Here is a 1,183-nt window from a genome sequence, read left to right as displayed (position 1 = left end):
AACACCAGCAGCCGATCCTGGGAGCCGCGGTGTCCGCACCCCTCAAAGCCCGCAGACTCACCGATCCTGAGGGCCAAAAACTGCAACGCATCGTCCGCCGGGGCAGCACCAACACGGTTCGCTACCGGCGGGCGATGATCATCCTGGCCTCTTCCAGCGGCAACACCGTCCCGGTCATAGCTCGCCTGGTCGCCGCTGACGAAAAGACCGTGCGCGAGGTCATCCACGCCTTCAACGACCAAGGGCTGAGCTGCCTGGACCCTAAGTGGGCGGGAGGCCGTCCCCGCCTGCTCACCTCTGACGAGGAAGACCTCGTCATCCACACGGCCACGACCCGCCCGACCAAGCTCGGCCAGCCCTTCACCCGCTGGTCGCTGCGTAAACTCGCCGCCCACCTGGCCCGCCGCCCCGGACCAGGCCTGCGCATCGGCCGCGAGACCCTGCGGACCCTGCTCCACCGGCACGGTGTCACCTTCCAACGCACCACGACCTGGAAGGACTCACCCGACCCCGACCGCGATACCAAACTCGACCGCATCGAGCACGTCATGGAGCACTTCGCCGACCGGATCTTCGCCTTCGACGAGTTCGGGCCGTTGGGCATCCGCCCCACCGCCGGAACGGGCTGGGCCCGCAAGAGCCTGCCCGATCGCATCGCGGCCACCTATCGGCGCACCCACGGCGTCACTTACTTCCATGGCTGCTACTCGGTGGGCTCCGACACCCTGTGGGGCATCAACCACCGGCGCAAAGGCGGCGCGAACACGCTCACGGCGCTCAAGTCGATTCGGGCCGCCCGCCCGGACGGCGCACCCGTCTACGTGATCATGGACAACCTGTCCGCGCACAAGGGTCCCAAGATCCGCTCCTGGGCCCGGCGCAACAAGGTCGAGTTGTGCTTCACCCCCACCTACGCCTCCTGGGCCAACCCGATCGAGGCGCACTTCGGGCCGCTGCGCCAGTTCACCATCGCCAACTCCCACCACCCCAACCACACGGTCCAGACGCGGGCGCTGCATGCCTACCTGCGGTGGCGCAACGCCAACGCCCGTGACCCGGACGTGCTCGCGGCCCAACGCCGAGAACGCGCCCGGGTACGCAGCGAGAAAGGTGTTCGTTGGGGAGGCCGACCGCTACCCATCGCAGCGTGAGGACACCCGGGTGAACGTTTCCGGTCACAGCA

1 protein-coding gene is annotated in these 1,183 nt (G+C 68.0%); it reads left to right on the top strand.

The annotated features are described in order from the left end of the window. Positions 1–29: 29 nt before the first annotated feature. On the top strand, positions 30–1,151 hold the full coding sequence (locus ABZ717_RS28645; protein WP_358516399.1) for an IS630 family transposase: 1,122 nt from the start codon (positions 30–32) through the stop codon (positions 1,149–1,151). Positions 1,152–1,183 lie beyond the last annotated feature (32 nt).

Source organism: Nocardiopsis sp. NPDC006832 (assembly GCF_040635885.1).
Lineage (GTDB): Bacteria > Actinomycetota > Actinomycetes > Streptosporangiales > Streptosporangiaceae > Nocardiopsis.
The sequence above is the reverse complement of the archived record's forward strand: the minus strand, read 5'-3'. Positions and strand labels throughout refer to the sequence as shown.